Origin of the sequence: Citrobacter sp. RHBSTW-00887 (genome assembly GCF_013728095.1) — a bacterium.
GTDB classification, from domain to species: domain Bacteria; phylum Pseudomonadota; class Gammaproteobacteria; order Enterobacterales; family Enterobacteriaceae; genus Citrobacter; species Citrobacter braakii.
This window is the reverse complement of sequence record NZ_CP056267.1, coordinates 4,135,762-4,158,828: the sequence shown is the minus strand read 5'-3', so window position 1 is coordinate 4,158,828 and position 23,067 is coordinate 4,135,762. Positions and strand designations below refer to the sequence as shown.

Annotated in this window: 27 protein-coding genes and 1 tRNA gene; 14 read left to right on the top strand and 14 right to left on the bottom strand. The window is 48.7% G+C overall.

From position 1 onward, the window contains the following. Positions 1 to 3: 3 nt before the first annotated feature. Complete coding sequence (gene crl / locus HV314_RS19915) at positions 4 to 405, top strand: sigma factor-binding protein Crl (protein ID WP_016151866.1); 402 nt, start codon at positions 4 to 6, stop codon at positions 403 to 405. Between the two features lie 120 nt (positions 406 to 525). On the opposite strand, the gene phoE is transcribed toward crl, so the two are convergent. Beyond that, on the bottom strand, positions 526 to 1,581 hold the full coding sequence (gene phoE / locus HV314_RS19910; protein ID WP_016151867.1) for a phosphoporin PhoE: 1,056 nt from the start codon (positions 1,579 to 1,581) through the stop codon (positions 526 to 528). 289 nt (positions 1,582 to 1,870) lie between these two features. On the opposite strand from phoE, the gene proB reads away from it, so the two are divergent. The 13 genes from proB (at position 1,871) to HV314_RS19845 (ending at position 16,031) form a co-directional block, all read left to right on the top strand. After that, the gene (gene proB, locus HV314_RS19905; protein ID WP_003031373.1) at positions 1,871 to 2,974 is read left to right on the top strand and encodes a glutamate 5-kinase; all 1,104 of its coding nucleotides are present in this window, start codon (positions 1,871 to 1,873) and stop codon (positions 2,972 to 2,974) included. 11 nt (positions 2,975 to 2,985) lie between these two features. Further along, positions 2,986 to 4,239, top strand: coding sequence for a glutamate-5-semialdehyde dehydrogenase (gene proA / locus HV314_RS19900; protein WP_016151868.1), 1,254 nt, complete (start codon positions 2,986 to 2,988; stop codon positions 4,237 to 4,239). A gap of 280 nt (positions 4,240 to 4,519) precedes the next feature. Then, positions 4,520 to 5,239 carry a Crp/Fnr family transcriptional regulator gene (locus HV314_RS19895; RefSeq protein ID WP_094761452.1) on the top strand — a complete coding sequence of 240 codons (720 nt, stop codon included), beginning with the start codon at positions 4,520 to 4,522 and terminating at the stop codon, positions 5,237 to 5,239. Between the two features lie 595 nt (positions 5,240 to 5,834). After that, positions 5,835 to 6,422, top strand: coding sequence for a common pilus major fimbrillin subunit EcpA (gene ecpA / locus HV314_RS19890; protein WP_181546520.1), 588 nt, complete (start codon positions 5,835 to 5,837; stop codon positions 6,420 to 6,422). A 53-nt stretch (positions 6,423 to 6,475) separates the two neighbouring features. Next, entirely contained in the window at positions 6,476 to 7,153 is a 678-nt protein-coding gene (locus tag HV314_RS19885; RefSeq protein WP_137379436.1) for a hypothetical protein, read from the top strand. 58 nt (positions 7,154 to 7,211) lie between these two features. Continuing rightward, positions 7,212 to 9,704: a CS1-pili formation C-terminal domain-containing protein gene (locus tag HV314_RS19880; RefSeq protein ID WP_181546518.1), complete on the top strand. Its 2,493-nt coding sequence runs from the start codon at positions 7,212 to 7,214 to the stop codon at positions 9,702 to 9,704. A gap of 4 nt (positions 9,705 to 9,708) precedes the next feature. Next, positions 9,709 to 11,325 carry a fimbrial protein gene (locus tag HV314_RS19875; protein WP_181546516.1) on the top strand — a complete coding sequence of 539 codons (1,617 nt, stop codon included), beginning with the start codon at positions 9,709 to 9,711 and terminating at the stop codon, positions 11,323 to 11,325. Continuing rightward, positions 11,322 to 12,017: a fimbria/pilus periplasmic chaperone gene (locus tag HV314_RS19870; protein ID WP_181546514.1), complete on the top strand. Its 696-nt coding sequence runs from the start codon at positions 11,322 to 11,324 to the stop codon at positions 12,015 to 12,017. Before HV314_RS19875 ends, HV314_RS19870 begins: the two co-directional genes overlap by 4 nt. 144 nt (positions 12,018 to 12,161) lie before the next feature. Beyond that, positions 12,162 to 12,893, top strand: coding sequence for a winged helix-turn-helix domain-containing protein (locus tag HV314_RS19865; RefSeq protein WP_137367224.1), 732 nt, complete (start codon positions 12,162 to 12,164; stop codon positions 12,891 to 12,893). Next, positions 12,868 to 13,341: a hypothetical protein gene (locus HV314_RS19860; RefSeq protein WP_016155774.1), complete on the top strand. Its 474-nt coding sequence runs from the start codon at positions 12,868 to 12,870 to the stop codon at positions 13,339 to 13,341. The genes HV314_RS19865 and HV314_RS19860 overlap by 26 nt, the downstream gene beginning before the upstream one ends. Positions 13,342 to 13,683: 342 nt before the next feature. Beyond that, complete coding sequence (locus HV314_RS19855) at positions 13,684 to 15,132, top strand: EAL domain-containing protein (RefSeq protein ID WP_181546512.1); 1,449 nt, start codon at positions 13,684 to 13,686, stop codon at positions 15,130 to 15,132. 193 nt (positions 15,133 to 15,325) lie between these two features. Beyond that, on the top strand, positions 15,326 to 15,790 hold the full coding sequence (locus tag HV314_RS19850) for a methyltransferase family protein (RefSeq protein WP_137367227.1): 465 nt from the start codon (positions 15,326 to 15,328) through the stop codon (positions 15,788 to 15,790). A gap of 165 nt (positions 15,791 to 15,955) precedes the next feature. Further along, positions 15,956 to 16,031 (top strand) — tRNA-Thr (locus tag HV314_RS19845). 381 nt (positions 16,032 to 16,412) lie between these two features. Here HV314_RS19845 and ykfI read toward each other — a convergent pair. The 13 genes from ykfI to HV314_RS19780 all read right to left on the bottom strand — a co-directional run bounded on the left by ykfI (position 16,413) and on the right by HV314_RS19780 (position 22,994). Beyond that, positions 16,413 to 16,754, bottom strand: a complete 342-nt coding sequence (gene ykfI, locus HV314_RS19840; protein WP_008324514.1) for a type IV toxin-antitoxin system toxin YkfI — start codon at positions 16,752 to 16,754, stop codon at positions 16,413 to 16,415. Positions 16,755 to 16,774: 20 nt separating this feature from the next. Further along, the gene (locus HV314_RS19835) at positions 16,775 to 17,092 is read right to left on the bottom strand and encodes a type IV toxin-antitoxin system YeeU family antitoxin (protein ID WP_008324516.1); all 318 of its coding nucleotides are present in this window, start codon (positions 17,090 to 17,092) and stop codon (positions 16,775 to 16,777) included. A 12-nt stretch (positions 17,093 to 17,104) separates the two neighbouring features. Continuing rightward, positions 17,105 to 17,332, bottom strand: coding sequence for a DUF987 domain-containing protein (locus HV314_RS19830; RefSeq protein WP_008324517.1), 228 nt, complete (start codon positions 17,330 to 17,332; stop codon positions 17,105 to 17,107). Positions 17,333 to 17,340: 8 nt separating this feature from the next. Further along, entirely contained in the window at positions 17,341 to 17,817 is a 477-nt protein-coding gene (locus tag HV314_RS19825; protein ID WP_000811693.1) for a JAB domain-containing protein, read from the bottom strand. A 15-nt stretch (positions 17,818 to 17,832) separates the two neighbouring features. Next, complete coding sequence (locus HV314_RS19820; protein ID WP_000211838.1) at positions 17,833 to 18,291, bottom strand: antirestriction protein; 459 nt, start codon at positions 18,289 to 18,291, stop codon at positions 17,833 to 17,835. A 97-nt stretch (positions 18,292 to 18,388) separates the two neighbouring features. Next, positions 18,389 to 18,628: a DUF905 domain-containing protein gene (locus HV314_RS19815; protein ID WP_000194654.1), complete on the bottom strand. Its 240-nt coding sequence runs from the start codon at positions 18,626 to 18,628 to the stop codon at positions 18,389 to 18,391. 76 nt (positions 18,629 to 18,704) lie between these two features. After that, positions 18,705 to 19,172, bottom strand: a complete 468-nt coding sequence (gene ykfB, locus HV314_RS19810; protein WP_001547765.1) for a protein YkfB — start codon at positions 19,170 to 19,172, stop codon at positions 18,705 to 18,707. Between the two features lie 22 nt (positions 19,173 to 19,194). After that, a complete protein-coding gene (locus HV314_RS19805; protein ID WP_001547764.1) occupies positions 19,195 to 19,638 on the bottom strand; it encodes a YfjS/YafY family lipoprotein in 444 nt (147 codons plus the stop codon). Further along, entirely contained in the window at positions 19,638 to 19,874 is a 237-nt protein-coding gene (ypjK, locus tag HV314_RS19800; protein ID WP_001115854.1) for a protein YpjK, read from the bottom strand. The genes HV314_RS19805 and ypjK overlap by 1 nt, the downstream gene beginning before the upstream one ends. A 36-nt stretch (positions 19,875 to 19,910) precedes the next feature. Continuing rightward, entirely contained in the window at positions 19,911 to 20,612 is a 702-nt protein-coding gene (locus HV314_RS19795) for a DeoR family transcriptional regulator (protein ID WP_008324530.1), read from the bottom strand. A 217-nt stretch (positions 20,613 to 20,829) separates the two neighbouring features. After that, on the bottom strand, positions 20,830 to 21,651 hold the full coding sequence (locus tag HV314_RS19790) for a DUF932 domain-containing protein (RefSeq protein ID WP_032654809.1): 822 nt from the start codon (positions 21,649 to 21,651) through the stop codon (positions 20,830 to 20,832). A 91-nt stretch (positions 21,652 to 21,742) separates the two neighbouring features. After that, complete coding sequence (locus HV314_RS19785) at positions 21,743 to 22,606, bottom strand: GTPase family protein (protein ID WP_001548935.1); 864 nt, start codon at positions 22,604 to 22,606, stop codon at positions 21,743 to 21,745. A 106-nt stretch (positions 22,607 to 22,712) separates the two neighbouring features. Further along, entirely contained in the window at positions 22,713 to 22,994 is a 282-nt protein-coding gene (locus HV314_RS19780) for a hypothetical protein (protein WP_239006966.1), read from the bottom strand. Positions 22,995 to 23,067: the final 73 nt, after the last annotated feature.

Sequence of the window (23,067 nt, the reverse complement as noted above, 5' to 3'; positions counted from 1 at the left end):
GTAATGACGTTACCGAGTGGGCATCCGAAAAGTAGATTGATCAAGAAATTCACCGCGCTTGGCCCGTACATCCGGGAAGGGCAGTGCGAAGATAATCGGTTTTTTTTCGATTGTCTGGCTGTTTGCGTCAATGTGAAACCCGCCCCAGAGAAACGCGAGTTTTGGGGCTGGTGGATGGAACTGGAGGCGCAGGAAAAACGCTTCACGTACAGCTACCAGTTTGGCTTGTTCGATAAAGACGGGAACTGGACTGCGGTGCCGGTGAAAGAGACTGAAGTGGTAGAGCGACTGGAATACACCTTACGTGAATTTCATGAAAAATTACGTGGGTTGTTAACGTCGCTGAATCTGGCGCTGGAGCCTGCTGACGATTTTAACGATGAACCGGTTAAATTAACGGCATAATGAACAGTAAAATGCCGGATGGCGGCGCAACCCCATCCGGCATTTTTTTATGCTATACCCTAAATAACTCGAGTTGCAGGCAAGCCAACGCGCATGCAGTTTGAAGTATGACGGGTATAATCAGAACTGATAAACCATACCGACAGCAACGATATCATCATTGTTGATGCCCAGTTTATTGTCGCTATCGAGCTGGTTGATTTTATAATCGACAAACGCGGACATATTTTTGTTGAAATAGTACGTTGCGCCAACGTCGATATAATTGACCAGATCCTCATTGCCTACGCCTTCAATATCTTTCCCTTTTGACAGCACATAACCCAGTGACGGACGCAGACCAAAGTCAAACTGGTACTGAACTACCGCTTCGAAGTTCTGTGTTTTATTGGCGAAGCCACCGGAAATTGGCGTCATATTGCGCGTTTCAGAATAGAACGTCGCAATATAAATATCGTTAGCATCATATTTTAAACCGGTCGCCCAGGCTTCTGCTTTATCGCCAGTCCCACGCGTTTGCAGATTCTGCTGGTTGGTACGATCGGAGTTGGTATACGCACCGCTCACCGCGAAATCGCTGCCGCCAAAATCATAGGTAACGGAAGTACCAAAACCGTCGCCGTTTTGTTTTTTCACATCGCGGTCCTGATTTTTCCCCTGGTATTGCAGGGTGAGATCCAGACCATCCACGACGCCGAAGAAGTCGGTGTTACGGTAGGTCGCCAGGCCGCTGGCGCGTTTGGTCATAAAGTTATCGGTCTGCGCGGAGGAGTCGCCGCCGAATTCCGGGAACATATCGGTCCACGCTTCCACGTCGTACAGCGCGCCGAGGTTACGACCGTAATCAAACGAGCCAAGGTTTTTTAATTTCAGACCGGCAAAGGCCAGACGGGTTTTTTGCTGGTTAGAGTCGCTTTCGGCTTTATTGCCGGCGAACTCTGCTTCCCAGCGGCCATATCCCGTCAGTTCATCGTTAATTTGCGTTTCGCCTTTAAAACCTAAACGGATATAGCTCTGGTCGCCGTCTTTGCTGTCATAATCCGTCATGTAATGCATGGCTTTTACTTTGCCGTACAGGTCCAGTTTATTACCGTTCTTGTTATACACTTCCGCTGCCTGTACGGATGCCGACGCAGTAATACCCATCACCACTAATGCCAGAGTGCTCTTTTTCATTTTCATTCCTGATTAAAAGTACGCGCTAATATTCACTGGGTGTGATCCCCGTTAAAAGACAGGAGGGTTTTTAACGTCTGGTAATGAACGTTTTATGACAAAGTAAGAATATTTTTAAAAAAGGATGTTTTTTTGTTTCTGTAATAAATGCGTCAAAATCTGCCGCTACGCTTGCTGATCCTGCGCAATAAAATTTCATGCTTTGTGCGCTGGTTGTTGGCAACCGGGGCCAGTCCTGCTAAAACGTTCGTTTGATATCATTTTCCCCAATTTTGAATGGCAGAGAATCATGAGTGACAGCCAGACGCTGGTGGTAAAACTTGGCACCAGTGTGTTAACGGGCGGATCGCGCCGCCTGAACCGCGCCCACATCGTAGAACTGGTTCGCCAGTGTGCGCAGCTCCATGCCGCAGGGCATCGTATTGTTATCGTTACCTCGGGCGCGATTGCCGCCGGACGTGAGCATCTGGGTTACCCTGAGCTCCCGGCAACGATAGCCTCGAAACAGCTGTTGGCGGCGGTAGGGCAGAGCCGATTGATTCAACTGTGGGAACAGTTGTTCTCGATTTACGGTATTCACATCGGACAGATGCTGCTAACGCGTGCGGATATGGAAGACAGAGAGCGCTTCCTTAACGCCCGCGATACGCTACGCGCGCTGCTGGATAACAACATCGTTCCTGTCATTAATGAGAACGACGCCGTAGCGACCGCCGAAATTAAAGTCGGTGATAACGACAACCTTTCAGCGCTGGCGGCGATTCTGGCCGGGGCCGATAAGCTGCTGCTGCTGACCGATCAGCAAGGGCTGTTTACCGCCGATCCGCGCACCAACCCGCAGGCTGAGCTGATCAAAGACGTTCACGGTATTGATGATGCGCTGCGCGCCATTGCCGGTGATAGCGTCTCGGGTCTGGGAACCGGCGGTATGGGGACTAAACTGCAGGCCGCTGATGTTGCATGCCGCGCCGGGATTGACACCATTATTGCCGCAGGCAGCAAGCCGGGCGTAATTGGCGACGTGATGGAAGGCGTTTCCGTTGGGACGCGTTTCCATGCACAGGCCTCTCCGCTGGAGAACCGTAAACGCTGGATCTTCGGCGCACCGCCTGCCGGGGAAATTACCGTTGATGAGGGTGCGACCGCAGCGATTCTGGAGCGTGGCAGTTCATTACTGCCAAAAGGCATTAAAAGCGTGACAGGCAACTTCTCTCGTGGTGAAGTGATCCGCATCTGCAATCTCGAAGGGCGCGATATTGCCCACGGCGTTACCCGCTATAACAGCGATGCGCTGCGCCGTATTGCTGGACATCACTCACAACAGATCGACACCATCCTGGGCTACGAATACGGTCCGGTTGCTGTCCATCGCGACGACATGATTACCCGTTAAGGAACAGGCATATGCTGGAACAAATGGGCATTGCTGCCAAAGCTGCGTCATACAAGCTGGCGCTGCTCTCCAGTCGCGAAAAAAACCGCGTACTGGAAACGATTGCTGATGAGCTGGAAGCGCAAACGGAAAGCATCCTCAGCGCGAACGTACAAGATGTTGAGCAAGCGCGAGCCAACGGCCTGAGCGAAGCGATGCTCGACCGCCTGGCGCTGACTCCGGCGCGTCTGAAAGCGATTGCCGACGATGTGCGTCAGGTATGTAATCTCGCCGACCCGGTCGGGCAGGTGATTGACGGCGGTCTGCTGGATAGCGGCCTGCGTCTCGAACGTCGTCGCGTTCCGCTGGGCGTGATTGGCGTGATTTATGAAGCGCGTCCAAATGTCACCGTTGACGTGGCTTCCCTGTGCCTGAAAACCGGTAATGCGGCGATCCTGCGCGGTGGGAAAGAGACGTACCGGACGAATGCGGCAACCGTGGCGGTTATCCAAAAGGCGCTGGAAGCCTGTGGTTTACCCGCTGCAGCCGTGCAGTCGATAGATAACCCGGACCGAGCGCTGGTCGCTGAAATGCTGCGTATGGATAAGTACATTGATATGCTGATCCCTCGCGGTGGCGCGGGTCTGCATAAGCTGTGCCGTGAGCAGTCGACTATCCCGGTCATCACCGGCGGCATTGGGGTTTGTCATATTTATGTTGATGATAGCGCGGAGATCGACCCGGCGCTGAAGATTATCGTCAACGCCAAAACCCAGCGTCCGAGCACCTGTAACACCGTAGAAACCCTGCTGGTGCATCAGGATATCGCTGCGCGTTTTCTGCCTGCGCTGAGCCAGCAGATGGCACAAAGCGGCGTCACGCTGCATGCCGACGACACCGCGCTGGCCACATTGCAGGCAGGGCCCGCTAACGTGGTTGCGGTGAAAGCCGAAGAGTATGACGACGAGTTTCTGTCGTTGGATCTGAACGTTAAAATCGTTACCGATCTGGACGATGCTATCACCCACATTCGCGAGCATGGGACCCAGCATTCCGATGCCATCCTGACGCGCACCCTGCGTAACGCCGATCGTTTCGTGAATGAAGTGGACTCTTCTGCCGTGTACGTTAACGCCTCTACTCGTTTTACCGATGGCGGCCAATTCGGACTGGGGGCGGAAGTGGCTGTGAGTACGCAAAAACTGCACGCGCGTGGCCCAATGGGTCTGGAAGCACTGACCACCTATAAGTGGGTTGGCTTCGGTGACGACACGATTCGTGCGTAATTGAAAACGGGCGATGCCATAATAGGCCTATGATTTTAAAGTCTATTAAGGCATTGCCCGGTTAATTCTACCCTTTACCCCGCTACCGTATTTGTTTTCTATCCTGCGTTTTATCATCATCCGCATCAGTCTGTTTTTTACCCATGCGCTCCCTGGCGTTGAAAGACGACGTATCACAGAATTTTCCCTGCCAGCATGAATTTTCTGGGTCTGTAGCTCACGTATTGTTCCCATGGTTCGATCTATTAGAATCAGTCTCATTTTTATGAGGAGTTGTTGCGTGAAATCGGATATTCACAAACATAGCATTCCTGTTGTGCCGCTCGGCAACCCGTTTCCCCCCCGCCATTGTTCACTGTGTCCAAAGGGCGCGGCGATTGATCGTGATAATCAATACCGATTAATAGACAAAAGAAGGAAGTTTAAAGCGGGGGAGATACTCGCCCGGCAGGATGAAGCCGCAGACATGCTTTTTGTGATTCACGAGGGGTACTGCACGTCCAGCGTGGAATGTGGTGATAACGATTTTATCAGTCGCTTTTATTTTCCGGGAGACATCATGGCGCTGGATGCTGTTGAAGGGGGAACGTATCTGACAACGATCAAGGCTGCAACGGCTGCGGAGGTATGTCATATCGATATTGCGCGGTTGTTCAAGGCAGCAGAAAAGGAGCCGTCGGTTGCAGCGGCAGTCATCAAGTTTCTCTGCAGGGACAATGGATTCATTGTTGAAAAACTACGGCGTTATGCCAATAAACATGCTGAGGCCAGAATCGCTGCTTTCCTCGTGGAGTTTTACGAAATGCATTTACGTATTGGCAGGCCAGAAACGACGCTTCGCTTGCCATTCTCGCGGGAGGAAATTGCCAGTTATCTCGATCTTAAAATTGAAACCGTTAGCCGCTCATTAAAATCCCTCGAACAACAAAAGTTGATTAGCTTACATCGGGTTCGTACGGTAACAATTAATAGTTACTTGGGGTTAAAAGGTTTCAGCTAACGCTATCTTTGCCGTGCGTTATTTATCTCTTGATATTCCAGGAATATTCATTTTATATGGAAAATTCCTGGTTTTATTTATGTGAAATAATTATCAATTCGAATAATAATCCTACAGGTCAGCGCTATTTTTATAAGAATATTCCCCCTTAACTAAATATTTCATGAGAATTTTCTTGTGAAGTTAAAAAATTAGCATAATTGCAACAAATAATAAGCATTATAGAGAGAATATGGAGATGTTAATTATCTTTATGTTTTGTAAGGGTTTTGCTCTGATGTTATTTGTATGATCTTTTTGATATTTATCAAAAACATAAAAAAGATGAATTGTTTGATTTTGCTTATCTGGGTGGGTAATGATTCTGAAAATGGATATGTTTTAAGTGATTGTGTCTTAGGAAACTTCTTAGACAATGTTTTTTGCGGGAAAATTCTTAGTTTTTTGTAATTTTTGCGTTTCAGGGTTTGTTGAGATGTTACTTAATTCAAATGATAATTTTTTGGCGCGGCAATTCTGGCTCGCAATTAATGGAACCGCTGGAGTGACTTAATAATAAGACTCGGTGGTGAGTTTGTTCTTAGGAGAAGATAAAATGAAAAAATTATTATTAGTAACCTCTCTGGCTTCTGTATTTGTTACAGCAAATGCAATGGCAGATGTTACTGCTTCTGCAACTGCCTCGTGGGATGCGACGGCAACAAAAGATACCACCAGCATGTTGGTTGTCACCCCGCTGAACTCTTTAACTTTCCAGTATGCTGAAGGGCTGAATGCCTTCAACTCTCAGGACGGTGCTTTTGATGTGACGATTCAGGGTCAGGAGACGGCAACTGATTTTGAGCTGACTGCTCAGATTATTAGCAACACTCTGACCAACGCCAGTGGTGATGCTTCTACCCTGAACGTAGGGGTGGCATGGAATGGCACTGCGCTGACTAATTCATCAGATACTGTCCTTGTTAACTCCAGCTCCACTTCTGGTCTTGAAAGCCTGATGGCAGATGGCGCTTATAACGGTGCCGCTCGTGTCAGCGATCAATCCAACTTCAAATTCACCATCGCGTCAGCGACTTCTGATGGTAGTCAGACAGTAGCAGATTACTCTGCACTGCCAGACGGCTATTGGACTGGCGATGTAAAAGTACAGTTCAATGCAACCTGGACGACTCCGTCTGCCTAAGTAATAAAAAATTCGGGAGAATTTGTTCTCCCGAATTTATCAGGAATGGTGTCATGAAAAAATATTTACCGGCAGCGATGTTGGTAGGGTTAGTAGCATCTTTTCCCGGATGGGCAATTAATGTTGGTGAAATTACATCGATCATGACTTCTGCTGAGAGTTCATTATCGAAAGAAATTATCAATACGACAGATGCGGCGCGTTATGTCAGTGTTTCGGTAAAACAATTGTCATCACCTTTGGCCGGGGGAGTCGAAATAAAGCCCGTTAATTCCGGAGAATTACTCTCTACACCTGCCAATCTTATTCTTCCTGGCCAGGCGAAGGATGTTTTTCGTTTCTTTTATAAAGGACCTGCAGATGATATCGAACGTTATTATCGTCTGCAATGGATAGATGAGCCGGTCACCGAGAGCGCGGAAACCCGGGCGAATAAAATGGCTGTTGCAACAGCGTCGGCTGAAATTGGCACTATTCTGGTAGTCGCGCCGCGCAAGGAACGTTTTGAATATAGCCGAAATGGCGATGTTATTACCAATACCGGCAATGTTTCATTTCGTGTGATCGCTTATGGGGCTTGTAAAGATAAGGCTCGCGAGCGGGGACGAGGCTGTCGCGAACGTTATTACATTATGCCGGGTACAAAAATAAAATTACAGTTTACCGACATTAGTAATAGCCGTTCACGCATCGGTATCTGGCACGGTAAGCAGTTTATTACAGTGAAGTGATGGTCAATAGCAGCCATCTGTACGGGATAAATAAAATTACCGGAATGTAAGGATGCATATGACAACAACAAATATTGTCGGCGGTAGCATTTGTCTTTTTCTTGCGCTGACACCAGGATTTTCACATGCAGCCCCAGTAAAAGTGGGTAATTACGTTATTCCCAGCGCTTTCGCCCGTTCACTGGAGCAGGGAATGACGGTGCCGGTATATATTCGTTACAACGAGACTGACGAGAAAAGTCAGCAAAAAGTTGCCGATGCGGTGATTTCCCTTGTTGATGGCAATATTACAGTTAAAGCCCTGACTCTTGCTGAATTGCCCAATAATGCCGTGTTATCTGGAAAAACCCGCGCGTTGGTGGAAAAAATTCGTGATGTGAAGTTTCACGATAACACCAATATCGAGCTATCGGATGATGCACGCCTGCAACTCAACGTCTCCTCATTTCACCTGGAGATGATTGTCAGCAAAGATGCGTTAACTGAAGCGATTGTCGCACGCAGCAGCCTGCTTGGACCTTCCAGCGTGGAGACTCTCTCTAACGTCCTGAACTATAACTTTGGCACCTACTACAACGATTATCATAACGGCAGCAGTACCCGCAGCTATCTGACGATGGACAATACAACATCGCTGCGTGAACACCATGTCAACATTAACGGTTCGTTTTACGGCATAGGCGACAGCAACAGCACCAGTAAACTCTATCGCGCGATGTATGAGCGTGATTATGACGGGTATCGACTGGCGCTCGGGATGCTCGACACCTGGAATGTCCAGTCTATTGCCAGCCTGAATGCGCTGAATGGTGGGAAAATTTACGGCGTAAGCTACGGAAACAAAGGAAGTACGGTTGTTGAGAATACCTCGCTTTCGCTCACGCCAATTACCGTATTTTTGCCAGCCGCTGGCGAGGTTCATGTATTCAGGGACGGGCGTTTGCTCAGCGTACAGAACTTTAATATGGGCAGTTATGAAATTGATACCAGTCGTTTTCCGTATGGTGTTTATGATGTCACGGTAGATATCGTGGTCAATGGCCGGACAATTAATAGTCGTATCAGTCGGGTTAATAAAATCTTTGCCCGCCAACAGGCAGCCGGAATTGATCAGCTCTCATGGCAACTGTTTGGTGGCTCACTGGATTATGACCGTGTGAGTTATAAGCGAAACCACTATCAGGATTTAGGCAATGAGCAGACCTGGATTGCCGGCGGTGCCGCATCGGTGACGCTGGCGATATTGTCGGGGCTGGGCCTGAAATCTACGCTCTACGGTTTTGGCAACAATGCGGTTAATGAAACGGATGTCACGCTCAATGTGAATGAATACGTAAGCATTGGCAATCAGACGCTGGTAGCGAATGATTCGTCATGGCGAAACATCAGTAATATCAATCTCAATGTCCCCGAGGGATATGGTTCCCTTTGGGCATCTCGTGAAGACAGTAAAATTGGCAACCGTCTGCCCATGCAGGAGCGTGACAATTATTCCATTGGTGGCACTCTTAACCTCGGGAAGTTTATTCCTCATGGCGGCTCGCTTACCGTGAGTCAGACGGAGAATCGCTACTCGGGAAATAAATACCGTAACCTGGACTACAGCACGACCCTTTATTCAGGCAGGTATGCCACGGTTGGGCTGCGCGCAGGTATTCAGCGTTATTACTACAATAACCGGAATGACGATGGGCGACAGGAACGTTATGTCAGCCTGGATTTATCGTTGCCGTTGGCGTCCTGGTTGAGCATGGGCGTCTCCCGGGATCGCTATGGCAGCACTCAGGGTAATCTCAGCGCGCGCAAGCAGTATGCTGAAGGCCCCATTAAATCGGTCGGATTATCGGCTTCGACACGCCTGAGTGGCGAGCAGTATTACGACAATAATTATTCGGTAAACGGCAATCTGAGTTATGACACGAAATATAACGCTGGCACCGTATCGGTAACGCGTTCCGCGGACAACTCCACCAATATGAACTTCTCTTCTCAAGGTTCCCTGGCGTGGGCAGGAAAAGATTTCGGTCTGAGTAAAGAGAGGCAAAGGTCAGGCATTATTGTGAAAACCGATTTGACCGGCGAAGGGAAACTGGCTGCGAAGATTAATAACCGAAATTATCTTCTCAGCGGTAAATCAAATTTCATTGCACTGCCGCCTTATGCTCAGTACAAGCTGGAGATCCTCAATGATAAAAACTCTGAAGACAGCTTTGATATTGTTTCAGGGCGCAAACAGGAACTGACGCTATATCCGGGTAACGTGGGTGTTATCAACCCTGAAGTGAAAAGTATGGTCACCGTATTCGGGCGCATTCGTTATCCCGATGGGCAGTTGGCTGCAAACACCGATATTCATAATCACATCGGTAAAACGCGTACGGATGAAAAAGGGGAGTTTGCTATCGATATCGATAAGAAATATCCGGTCATCACGTTAATTTCAGCCAATGGCAGCCTATGCGAAGCCGATCTCGATTTGGAAAAAGCACGCGGCGCAGCGTGGGTTGGTGATGTGAAATGTGCCACGCAAACCACGATGGCGCAGAGGTAATAAAATGAAAGTATTAATTAAATTAGCTACTGTAATCTGTGCTGTGGGGAGTTTTGCGCCTGCGCCTGCGTTGGCTTTGAATGCAATATCTTCCGGCTCAGTCAGTAATAACTATTTGTTTATTGAAAATGCCATTGATAGTGAATACTTTATTACCCCCTCGGCACTCGATCCGCGTTTCAGCGGGTCAAACACGTGGATAAAATACGGTACTTCTCAGGTGAGTCTCGGGTATTTAGGTTTTGTCGGCTGGACTGCGCCAGGAAATTATTATCAGGACATGTGGATTGATAATTCCCCGATTAACGGCCCTTTTCGGGGGATTCGCTGTTATAGCGGCAGCCAGTGTCCATCAACTGGGTTTATCGCCGGGCAAGGCACTGACAATAACGGTTTTTATCATGCGCAGGTAGGATCTGTCGCTGGCGTTATTGGTGGCGCCTACGGATTCGCTTCCCTGACGGATACTGCCTATGAGTACTTTCGCAATGTGCCTACCGGTAGCAGCGAAACCTATGTGTTCAACCGTTGTTATACTTCCGTGAATTATGATTATTCTTCCGGGCAACGCTGCAAAGATCAATCAACAGGATTATGGAATTACGTCAATTATACGTTAACCAAACGCGGTCATCTGTCACTGGTATCGACTAATGCATTTCAGGAACTTTGGGTTGCCAGCGATGGTACGCCGAGCATCACCAAAGACTCTGGTTATTGTGAGCTTGGCGTGGTGGGCGGCGCTGACGGCGTGATTTGCAAAATGGTGAGTTATAACCTGCAACAAACCGCCAATCTGACCGCCTCCCTGACGTTTCGCGCTTATGTCGACACGGCGATGCTTGGTTTTACGCCTGGACCGGCCACCGTGAGATACTCCGGGAATGGTTCAAACTGGTATAACTATGGTACTTCAACTGCTTATTACAACGTTTTCACGACCTCTGGAGAGTACATATATATTTTTCTGTCAAAAGCATTCCTGAAAAATCTCGTCGATTCAGGAATCAGCATTACTAACAGTCAACCGTTTACCTTCGGTTTTTATAATGGCTTAACACCAGAGTCAGGGCACTACCAGTTTACGCCTTCGCTACAGCTCAATATTGTGCCGAAGGAGTATGGGATCAGTATCGTCTCTTCAGACAACACCGCTTCTGCGAGCGGCAGTGGCACGATTGGCGACGCCGCTCCTATAGAAATGGATTACACCGTGACAGTCTCCGGTCCTCGTCAGGCTGATAGCATTACCGCGCAAGTTATCGGGGAAAGTACGACGATAAACAGTGTGCCTTACTGTCTGTTTACCTCCCCTCAAGGCGGGCTGTCAGTCCCAATCCCTGCCTTTCTGCAGTACAACAGTCAGTCGGGGGGCGTGGTACAGAAACGAAATAGCTGTAGTGAAGCAGCAATTAATATGAGCGATGCGCAGTGGCAACAGATGCCCTGGGACGCAAATAACAATGATGATGGAAGCTATTATGCTACTGATTTGAAATTGCTTTTCCCAATGAATGATTCACGTTCGATGTTAACTGTTTCCGGTACAGATTGGGAAGGTGTCGTCAGTGCCAGTGGAGAGATAAAAGTCACGGCGAATTGGGTGGGAGTGACGCCATGAACCGCTGCCGTTTGGTGTTTAGATGGGTATTTATCTTACTTTCCGGGCTGACTGTATTCTCCGCACAGGCTGTCTACCTGGAGTCGACCATTTATGAGATGCCATCGGATAAATCATTTATCAGCAAACGGATCTATAACGATAGCCAGAAACAGAATTTGTACAGTATTGGCGCAGTAAAAATTGATAAGCCGGGACCGGGAGGAGAAAACAGAAGTGCCATTGCTGAAGGCGAACTTCTGTTTACGCCACTGAATTTTTCACTGGCTCCGCAGGCGAGTGAGTTTTTTAAGATTTTCTACCGTGGACCGCAGGATGATAAAGAACGCTATTACCGAATTCTGTTTCGTGAAATGCCGATAACGCTGTTTACCGAGCGTAATCAAGGGAAAGGTGGGCAGGCTCTCCCGGTGATTGCTATGGACACCATATTGGTTGTTCGCCCGAGAAAAATGAATCTGGCCTACACCATTGATGAGGCAAACGGAACACTGAAAAACACCGGGAATACTTTTTTTAAAATCATCGTACACCAGGGGTGCAACTCCACCGATGATGACGCCACCATGCGTTATGTGTTGCCGGGTGAAACCTGGCGTAGTAGCGAATTGAAATCAAAAAACCGAAAATTTATCGTTGCATTGCAGAAATACATACCAGTAGGTCAGGGGTGCTTCAAACTCAATCAATAGTAAGTATTAAGTCTGATCCGATATGTCATGGTTAGATATCGAACCTATACTGTAACTGTCTTTATACAATGCAGTATCCAGCTCGGCACAGATGAAACTTTGGTCATTTGTACTCAACATCACGGTATTTAAGAGTCAGGTAGTATGAAAAGTATAATTAATGATCAGGTTGAGTATGATTCCACCAGAAAAAGCCTGAAACATCGCGATACTACAATAATTCTTTCGGCGTCTACCGCGAGACTACTTGAGCTATTCATTGCCCATAAAAATCAACAAGTCCACCGCGAGTTTATCATTGAAGAAGTGTGGAAAAAGCATGGCATGGCCCCATCGGGTCATAGCCTTAATAAAAGTATCAGTATTTTGCGAAAAGCATTTAGTGAGCTGGGGGCGGGTAATCCCATTGAAACCCTGCCCCGGCAGGGATTTTTGTTCCATGCTTCGATCAGCGATGAATCTTCATCTTCCTGTGTAGATGAACCCGTGCGTTCGGTAACTGAGACGGTAAACTCATCCGTAAGACCAAAACGTAAAAATATTATTCTGTTCATTTTATTATTTGCATTTCTTGGTAGCGCTATTTTTATATTTTTAGCTCTTAATTCAAGCTCCAAAAATTTCATTTATATCAGGGCAATAGGTGATTGTGAACTTTATACTGCCGATGACAATAATGCTGGTAAAACGAAAGCATTTTTATCTTCTGATATGTGGCGAAAAGTAAATGCGGCTTGTCATGATGGCAAGAAAACAATTGTTTTTTATGATGATAATAATTTATCAGCCGACAATGATCTTAGAGAGAATTTCCTGGGGATTTGTACCTTAGAGAAAGGAGGGGTTGCCCGTGAATGTGAAAATTTTGTTTATTAGTGGGGCAATCTTTCTTGCAGCGATAACAGCATATTTTTTATATCGCCATCAAGAACCTGAGACGCTGACCTGCTCAGCCAAAAATTACCTGCACCTGGAGGCGCAAACTCAGGGTGTAAAAATTGAAGGTGAAGTTCTGCTGGTTTTTCGTATTTCTTCTGCTACCGAAGGGCGGGTATCTCAGGTAGGAAGCCTCAATATTCAGGGTAAACATTATGCTGTAGATCGTAATGTTGTCCTGAATTTTATTGGTAAAGATCGTGATGGTTACCTACAGACTCGTCGTGTAGCTATTGTTAAAAATAAAAATGACAATGTTCCTGATGAAGTTACCGAACAACTCATGTCGCGACAGGATATTTTCTATTATAAGGTCATCCATATCACCGAAAATGTTTATGCGATCAGAGATCTGCGACGTACGCTAATGGTTTGTCGGGCAGCTTGAGAAGCTATAATGTGTTATTCTTATGGTTTTAGTGGCTGTATATTTTGTCGTTGCAAGTGTTTGTGGTTTTTTGTTTTGTCTTGCAGTGAAAATAAGTAAAAGGATTTGTACTGGTGAAGAATTAGGAGTTTTCCTTTTTCAATATTTAAAATGGCCTTAACATTTAATGGTAATACTCATATGGATAATCGTGATTATAAATTCTGAAACTACGTGATATGACTTACGGATAAAGTTAATTCGCGGACCGCATTGTAATTGTTGGAGGCTAAAGGTGTTGTATATTCTCTCGTGTATAAAACGAGGGACCTGCTATGCCATAAATTTAAGTTGGTGGTAACTATGAATACGAAAAAGGTTTTTCTGCTCAGTTGTGATATTTTTCTTTTCTCAGGGATAAAAGCGTGGTTGCCAAATCTGGTGTTAGTCGATGCGCGGACATTTATTTCTGGTTCACAGTCAATTATTCCACGGTACCCATCCTGTTTACTGGTGATCGATAACCGGTTACCTTTATTCCTGGTCAGGAAGTGGTTTCAGAGAAATAGCACGCAGTTTATCAATATAAACTGTATTGTTCTTCGGATGAATGAAACCCGTTCTGTTAATCGGGGGTACGAGGAGTATGCATTTATTAATGGACGGGAACTATCGGATCAGCTGATTTCTCAGTTGAGAGCCAATCTAATGGCACCCAATGAGGTTGTGGAAGTCACTAAAGGTTCAACGGTTTTTACGTTTCATTTGACTGAGTTTGAAGAGGAAATGCTGTATGCATCTTTCACAAAGGAAAAACTGCACGATTTTTGTATTGCTAACTCGATAACAATTAAGTCAGTGTATCGATATCGGGAACGAATTACCGCTCGTCTGGGATTTACTCATTTTAATGAAACTATCATTTTTTTAACCAGGAATAATCTATTGCATGAAAGTTCCCCGACGAATAGTCATTCTGGTGAAAATGTAATATACGGCGAAGCATATGATCTCTCAGATTCTGGTCGACTGAGTATGGCAATAAGGAATGAAGAAATCATTCCTTATTTTCAACCCATCGTAAATATCAACGGAGACGTCTGTGGTGTTGAGGTTTTGGCTCGTTGGCCACAGGGGCATAATTATGCTATTTCTCAGCGTGAGTTTATACCGCTGGCTGAAAAAAGTGGTTTAATGAATGAGTTAACGAGCTATTTAATGAACACCGTCGCGCGTAATCTGGTCGACGGAAGCGAGGATTTCAATAAAACTTTATTCGTCTCCTTTAATGTGAGCCCATCAGGTTTAAGTAACCCCGTCTTTTATTGGGAGTGTCTTAATTTTATGGAAATAACGCAAAGGCTACCGATAAAATTGATGATTGAAATAACTGAAAACCAGACTCTCACTATTACTCCTGCAATCAAAGAGCTGATACGATCGTTGCGAAACAGAGGGGTTCTGTTTGCTTTAGATGATTTTGGGACGGGATACGCTAACCTTTGTTATCTCAATGAGTTAGACCTGGATGTTATAAAAATTGATAAAACGTTTATCAAAGCTATTAAAGAAGTTGAGCAACATATCCCTATGCTCGAGTCAATCATTCACCTTTCCGGACTCCTGGGGTTACGCATGGTGGCGGAGGGCGTTGAATATGGCTATCAGCAGCAATGGTTAGGGAAAAATAATGTTGATTACCTGCAGGGTTATCAATTTTTACCGCCAGTGACGTTTGATGATTTTATGCGTTATTACAAGCAGTCTTTAGATTTTTTTGAATCAGCGTCGGATTCTACTTTCTCAACGTAAAGCCTTTCGGGAACATCAGGGGCGGATGCCTCTGATGCTGGTATTTTTGTCGAGGTGAGTACGACAACTCCCGCCTGTCTGGTGAAGTCGATAGCCTGTTGTGAGTGAGGCATCGTTTGTTTATGTATCTAATACGGGGTATTTATAGCGGTATCAGCGTTAATTAAACCGATGCCGAGGTGAGTTCCTGGCCATGCGTCATTTCCTGACAAAATTAAGAGTCTGGTTTCCGCCGCCTCTTATCTTAGTACTTTTTCTCGTTGCGGATGTGCTGACGGCGAGTCCGCGCTTCACATTCGGCGGGGTGAATATCGTGATATGCGCATTGCTGGCCGGCGTCAGTCTGTTGGTGATATTGCATACCGCGTGGCAGATGCGGATGAAACGTACGACCCTGAATCCGCTGCATGCACATAAATCGACCACGCTTGTTACCGACGGATGTTACGCCTGGAGCCGCAACCCGATCTACCTTGGTATGAGTGGAATCCAGTTGGCCTTTGCTCTTTACATCGGTAGCCTGACTGGAGTACTGGCTGTACCGGTGTTTATGCTGGCGGTTGCCAGATTACATATTGATTTTGAAGAGGAACAACTGCGAAAACATTTCGGGCTGGAATGGGAGCGCTATGAACAACACGTTCGCCGCTGGTTATAGTAATACCCGACCGCGTATAAGCATGCCTGTAACGACACGATTCGTGCGTAATTGAAACCGGATGATGCAAAAATAGGCGTTTGATTCGCAAGGCCATTGACGCATCGTCCGGTTAGTTTTAACCTTCTACCCCGTGCTCACATTCGTGGACATGTCCTTTTCAGGGCCGATATAGCTCAGTTGGTAGAGCAGCGCATTCGTAATGCGAAGGTCGTAGGTTCGACTCCTATTATCGGCACCATTAAAATCAAATTGTTACGTAAGATCTTATCATTCTCCCACCAAAAAATTATCTTAATGTAACAGCTGGTGTAAGTAAATTCTATCAACGAAGATCAATCTTATCTACTGACCAAAAAGGCCTGATAGGGCTTCGCTCACTATACATCCTTGGCTGCAGGTTTAGTTGTACACTACTCCTAAATTTAATGTGTTGGCAATGTGTTCAATAAAGCTCGAACAAATTAGCTCATTATGATCGGTTAATACTTCAACTTCTGGTTGCATGATTGTTTGTCCGTAAAAAGATAACGCGCCTGCCGGGTAGTAGCAGGCGCATTACGCAATAGGTAAACAAGGGAGGAAGTTCAGAAATGTAAATCGGGAAGGTTGTACGCAATGTTCATCGTACTACGTTGTTACGGCTTTGCCGCAACAAGCCAGTTGCCTGCCGTGCTCGCAGAATGTCTACAGCCCGGAGATAAGGGGATTGTTCCTGCCAGTTAAATCCCTTCCTGTCGATACGCACCAGTTCGTATTTTTCCACCAGAAAATTCACGGCATCGGCTAGGGTGATACCGGCATCGATGTGTTCCTTAATCACAGCCTCATTGCAGAATGGCGTGTCGTTTATTGTCAGACCATAGTGCTGTTCCAGCAGACGTGTCAGTAACATTTGCCAGACAGCCACGGGTGACAGGCAGGGCTTCGCCGCCCGCTGAGTTGTTGCAGGTAAAGTTTTCATGTTTACTCTCGTGAAGGTAATTAACTCTGAGTGGGGTAAATGGCGATGTATACGTAGCCGCAACTGCCAAGAGTATCGGCTTCGCAGGTGAAACCGTTGTGGTACAGGGTGACGCAGTGGGCGTGTTGGGGACTGAGTTCACCGGTGGTTAGCATCGACTCCATATGGCGGATAAAGTGCGGGCATGTTTCATCCAGCTTCCGGCATTCGGTGTCACTGAACCTGCCGGTGATGCTGGCCCTGTCAGCCAGATAGTGCAGTCGGTTACCCTCCTGCACCAGACGGGCTCCCAGGCGCGGCGTGATAGCCCGCTGCAGGCCCCTGGTAGGGTTGCTCATTACAGTTCTCCACTATTGCCAGTTCAGGGTGATGCTCATCAGGCAGGTATAGGGCCCATTGCGGTCCTGGCGGCGTTCGGCGTATACCGCGAGGACTCCGGCGATATCCGGAACGTCCCTGCCGGTGTAATGACAGACGCTACCGTGCCACTGGTATTTGCCGGTGCAGTAGCGAAAGATCCGGGACTCAGGATGCTGGCGGTATATCGTCATTGCCCGGCGTTTACTGATAATTTTCATGTCATACCTCACAACAGACCGTGTTCTGCGAACGAATAGATTTGCCTGCCACCGACAATCAGATGGTCAGGGACACGGATATCCACCAGCTGAAGCACCTGAACCAGTCGCTGCGTGAGGGTTTTGTCGGCCTGGCTAGGTGTCGTCTCGCCGGAAGGATGGTTATGCGCGAGTATCACCGCCGCCGCGTTGAAGTGCAGAGCACGTTTGACCACCTCCCGGGGATGCACCTCGGTGCGGTTAATCGTGCCGGTGAAGAGCGTTTCATGGGCAATCAACTGATTCTGGTTGTCCAGATACAACACCCGGAACTCTTCCCGCTCAAGCGCGGCCATATGCAGTCGCAGCCATTCACGTACGGCGTGGGTAGAGGTGAAGGCTACGCCGGGCTCATGCAGGTGGCGGTCCAGAGCCCTGAGCGCTCGCTGAATGAGACGCCGGTCCTGTGGCGTCATCTCGCCGGGTAAAAAGGAAAGCTGTTTCATCTGTTGCTCCTTCGGTCAGTCGATAATACGCAGAATGGCGTGAGCCTCTGGATGTTGCATGGCATACTCCCGCAGGCGGTAATAGTGTGCGGTCATCGCGTCACATTCTGTACGGCAGGCATGGTGGCTATACGCAATCAGGCAGACAGCAATACCTGCTGCTTCTGCACTCATTTGGGCATCGTTACCGTTCAGGCAGTTAAACAGACGCCATGTCTCATCGTTGTCAGGCTCGGGGGACATAAATGCGCCGCCATTGCTGAGGGTGTAGAACGACCAGATACCACCGCTGTAGCCCTCACAGAAGCGGTCCATCCAGGCGAAGATATGCGGCTCCAGGAGTAGCCACTGCGGGATAGCGCCAAAGTACTGTGGCCAGAAATCGATACGCTGTTCATCGGGGACCGGCGTGACGGTCAGTTCAAATTCGGGTTGGTTAGCGGGTGCGAGGTCGTGCTGCGTCTGTGTTGTCATGGGTATGTCTCCGTCAATAAAAACGCCAGCGGCGATGGCTGGCGTATGGGGATATAAAGTGTGTTCGGGGAGGTGAATGCGGGTAAATGCTTCGCGATCAGCGGGTGGCCGTGTCTGTACGGATGCCTGAGGTGCGGATATAGCGGTTAAGACCTTCACCGGCATCCGGCTCAAAGTTCCATGCCCGCCAGACCATCCGGCCTTCAGTATCACGAACCACCAGACGGAAGTGACTGCCCTGGTCGTCTTCGAGTGTGATATTGCTGTACGTGGTAGTGACCGCTTGCGCTTGTCTCCGGGTGAAAGGCCCCGGTGGCAGCAACACGGATTGGGTCATTTTCGGGCTCCTGATAAAAGAAAACCCCGGCAGCCTGCTAGCTGTCGGGGTGGATTTGCTGGGGAAGATACTACTATCAGTCGTTGCTGCAGTCTCCGAGAGTGGACAGAACTTTCTCAGCGTTCTTCCGGTCCGCAGTGAAGGTCCCTGCTTTGTGGTCATTGACGTAGACGTCGAACTGCCCGGCCTCAGAGATATTGCTGATGAAGTCAAACCAGGCGTTATCGCCGTTACGCCAGCCCAGGCTGGACGGAATAATGTACTGCTGGTGATCCATCACTACGGTGATAGTAGTGTCGTCATCGTGCGAACTGACCATCTTGTCATCGGCAAGGGTAAGAAAGACTGAATGCTGATAGAAACCATTCTGGTCCGGGTTCCCTGTGCAGTTGATGGTAAACGTCTTTCCGCTGGCTTCGGTCACGCTGTATTCCGTATTGCCCTGACCGTAACCCTGCTGCCAGAACCCCGGGATAGCAGAGGCATTAAAGCTCGCGAGCAGTACACCCGCCAGCATAAACCGACTTAGTGAAAGTATTGTCATTCTTGTCTCCTTTGTCGTTGTTTTATTCCTGGTTCTCAGGGTTTGAGGGTATCAGCAGTCGCCCCATCAGTTTGCCGTCATGGGCGTACTCAAAGTATTTTTCTTTGGTATACGGGTCCGTCACCTCCTGGTATTCCAGTTTGATGTTATCGGCAATACACAGCGCATTCATCAGTGGCTGGACGGTTTTTTCCTGCATATCCACGAGGTAGTAGTAACTGCCATCCTCGCAGCCATCGGGCGACTGGCGGGTACGTAAAACCTGCAAGGTGGGACCGGATAAGTAGTCAACCTGTGACCATTCTTCGCTGACATCATCCTGGTGGCTGACCACATCACTGAAACGCGGTGGGGTGAGGTCCTTAAATTTACTGATGGCCTTCAGGTCATCACTTCTGTCATCGCATGCGATGAGAAACAGAGTGGTGGCAACCAGCGCCAGCAGAGGCAGTGTTTTACGTTTCATTATTTTTTTCCTGAAATCAGACGAACCACTTTGGCAAAGACATAAATGCCCACGAAAATACCCACCGGCACGCCGACGAACGGTGTCAGTGCGACACTGGCCGCACCGGCTGCCCCTCCGCCCGTCAGCAGTGCGGCAACGGTGGCAAGGGTCAGGGCCGTGAGGCTGTCGGACACCCCGGTTTTGTTCAGAATGATGACGATGACAACAATGGCGATAATGGCAATAAATGGCATAGGCTCTCCCTGCGGATGAGTTGAGATAGACCTGCACTATTCCGGTGGGCTGTCGGCCGGAACAAACGCAAGCAGCGACTGCTGGATAAAGCGAAAATGGGGTAAGGCCTGAATAAACACCGGGTCTTCAACCAGACTGCACAGACTGTCGTTGCGGCGAAAAGACTCCTGCAGGGGCTGAACCAGATGGATTTCATTCAGGGTGAATACGGCGATATGTCCGTCGTGCTCTGCCACCAGATACCAGGCCTGCTGGTGGATGAGTAACCGGCAGGGAGCCAGCCGCTCACAGCGCTGCCCCTCGGCAATCAGCGTCACCCGCCTGCGCCCGGTAATGGCCTGAATCAGTCGCCAGAAAGACAATGCGCCTGATGGCGAAGGAGCCGGACTGGCGGGTGCGATTACGCAGGGAGACTCATCGCACATCAGCAGTGCGTTTACCAGACGACGGTCAAAGCCAGGGAAAAGACCGGCCATCCCGCTGCGGTGGGCAAAGATAAGCACGTCGGGCACCATCTGCGTCTCACTGCCCGCAGTACGTAAGCGGCAATATCCGGACTGATACTCCAGGTCCAGATACATCAGCCGCTCACGAAAATCACGCCGCAGCGTGCGCACCGACACACCAAACTCAGCGGCCAGCTTACGCACACTCAGTGTTTCCCCTGCCACCAGACGGCTGATTATCAGTGACAGCCTGACAGCCAGCCGGTCATGGCGGCGTTCTGCCTGTGTCATGAGACGTTCTCCGTGAAAGTTAACTGACTGAAAATGATGTGATTACTTTAAAGAGGGGGTCGGACAGGGTATGGACATCACAGAAACTATTTTTCATTTCTGCAAAAGCCAGAGGCAGCGGGGGTTACAGGCCATTCACTCAGTGAGTGAGGACCGCCAGCACGGTGCGATGCGGACAGGTGGTGTCCGATATTAACAAGGCGGCAACATTAAACGGTCACTGCAGTTGCGTGAGCATCGCTTCCGCCATCACCCACAGTGCCCGGTTAAGTTTCACGTCCCCGTCGATACCGCGAACGGCACGGGTATGTGACCGTCCTCCTTTGGCATTACGGCCACTGAGCCCGCCCTTAATCAGGTTCTCCTGAATACGCTGGTACGTGGTCCACAGGTCATTGCTCTCATCCTGCCAGCGGCGAGGGGAGAGGATCTGCGATTCAGTCACCGGCTGGTGGTCTTCACCAAAGCGGTATGTGAGGGCGGCTTTTGCCAGTGCCTGCTGTGCCGGGGGTGGCAACAGCAACGACTGCATGGCATCCCGTTTCTCCTCCACCCGGTCAAAAATCCCCAGCACCTCATACGCGCCTTCAATCACCTGACTCACCACGTCCCCCTTGTGTGGCACCCGCACCTCGCCAAACGACTCACCGCAGACGAGCCCGTTCTGACAAACCGCACGAAATAGTCCCGGCAGCATCTGGTACGAACTGCTGCCATCGTGAGAGTTGAGCAGGATTATTTCCGGCACCTGCTTACCGGTTATCTGTCCCTCACGCCGTAGACGCAGCATATGCTTGGTGTGTTCGCGACGCTCCGGATCACGCACACGGGTCTGACAGGCAAAGAATGGCTGGAAGCCTTCTCGCTGCAGGCTGTCCAGCAAGGAGATGGTGGGTATATAGGTGTAGCGTTCACTACGGGACTCGTGTTTGTCCTCGCTGAACACACTGGGCACCACGCGAAACAGCTCCTCGCGGGTTAACGGACGGTCACGACGAATAATGTTTGCAGCGCCAAAGCGCGAAGCCAGACGGGTCATAAGCAGACTCCTCATAACGGGAAAACAAATAAAGGGGATCCCCGTCGCATCGGCGACAGGGTCAGGGAAATAACAGGGATGGATTAAATACTCAGAAGAAGAAATCCCAGACGGCGCGGGCCACAGAGACCACGGTGGTGCGCACGGCCTGAATGACAGCCCGTACCGGGGCGGGTATCAGGGGAAAGGCACTGATGCTATCGAGTACGGCCCCGACGGTTTCACCAAAATCGCTACGAGCCTGTTCCCGGACTACCGTCGTGCGAAAGGAAGACTGGAGTTGCGACACCACCGGGCTGGTGGCCTCACGTGGCAGGCACTTAATCATTCGCTCGGCCATCACCCGCAGTCCCCACTGAAGACGGACCGACACGGCACACACCGGATGTACGGGCTGGAACAGCTCATGCAGCAGACAGATTTTACGGCTGATATTCTGCTTCTGCGCCGTGGACAACGGTCCCCCACCGCTGGTGGGTTCGGCCTTATCCGACTGGCTGATAACAAACAGCACCTTATGCCGGTATACCTCTCCAATCACCTGATGATAAAAATGTTCATCCACCGCCAGCGCCCGGTCATCGGCCTTAATCAGCCACAGAACCAGGTCGAGCCGGGGGAGTTGTTCGCGGTACATCGCAGCATACTCGGTATCGCGAGCACCACTTTCGCCCACGCCTGGCAGGTCCACCAGCGTCATATAGCGGTCGCCGACTTGCAGGCGAAAGCGCAGTGGCTCACGGGTACATGCAGCCACATCGCTGACCGGTGATATATCTCCGGCAAACAGGGCATTGCACAGACTGCTCTTCCCAACACCGGTTTTACCCATAATGCCGATCACTGGCTCGTAGCGGGTTAACTGATTTATCTGCTGCAATATACGTTCAGACACCCACTGTGGCAGACCAGCGAGCGATTGCTGAAACGGCTTCAATCCTTCAGAATTGTTCATTACTACTCCTCTGAAAAATAATACAAAAACGGCAGAATCGTGAGATTTCACCGTTAATCTGGTATGTTCAAAGGGATGATATATATCTGAAAATTATTAACTTGATCTACTTTTTGTCTTTTTTACGTGATGAAACAGCCTGCTGCCAAGCATGCTTCATTTTCTGAATAAAGAAATATTTTTCTTCAACTCCAGTGTCCCAACTATCCATGCATGCAATGATCATCTGTATTCTCATTGCAGTGTTATATGGTTTTAAATAAAAGGGGGTCATATTTTTATTTCTCAGATACTCCCAGCAATAGATAGCTTGCTTTTCATCTTTTTTATCTAGCCAGTCATAATCAGTAAGGAATGTATTATATTGCTCTAGCCATTTATCATGCAACTTACTAGACTGGCCCCCTGAATCTCCAGACAGTTGGTATCACTTAAGTTAGTGATAGTCTTAATACTAGTTT